At 70.8% G+C, this 671-nt stretch carries 1 pseudogene; it reads right to left on the bottom strand.

Annotated features, from left to right (window positions below):
* Window positions 1-590: pseudogene (locus IF54_RS0138825) on the bottom strand (hypothetical protein); the annotation flags it as partial.
* Window positions 591-671 lie beyond the last annotated feature (81 nt).

Here is a 671-nt window from a genome sequence, read left to right on the forward strand (position 1 = left end):
GGGGTGCAGGACTTGTCCCCGCCGTTCCACGCCGCGATCAGGTGGTAGGGCGTGACGACGTTGCCCGGCTGGTAGGGGGCGGGGCCGTGCCCGTCCCCGGACTTGCCGTCGTAGATGACGTCGTCGCCGTACAGGTCGATCTGGCCGTAGCAGTCGGGCGACTTGACCGAGAGCTTCTGATAGGTCTGCTTGGAGTCGTCCGAGCCGGCGACATCAGCGGCGGTGAGGTAGACCGTCGCGTGGTCGACGAGGGTCTGGAGACCCGAGGTGTACCAGTTGGGGCCCTCGGTGGTGTACTCGGCCAGCGAGACCGGGTACTTGCAGCCCTCGCCGACGTTCTGGCCGGGAGCCAGCCGCACCTCGACGGTGCCGGGGGCGCTGGACCACTGGTGGAAGCCGCCCTGCGAGGTCCAGTCGGCGTCGACCGGCTTTCCGGAGGCGTCGACGATGCGGTACTGGACCGTGGCCGACTGGCAGCCACCGACGGGCGTGGCGCTCGCGGCGGTGGCCCCGAGCAGAGGGATGACGGCGGCGGCGAAAGCGGTCGCGGCGACCGTGGCCGACGTTCTGGAGCGTGAGAGGCGCGTCAAGATATGCCCTAGCGGATCGGTGAGTGTGGGAGGTGGGCGGACGCGGGCAGCCGCTGCGGGCGGCGCGCAGCAGTGCAGGCC

The organism is Streptomyces sp. NRRL B-3229 (assembly GCF_000719505.1).
Taxonomy (GTDB): domain Bacteria; phylum Actinomycetota; class Actinomycetes; order Streptomycetales; family Streptomycetaceae; genus Streptomyces; species Streptomyces griseorubiginosus.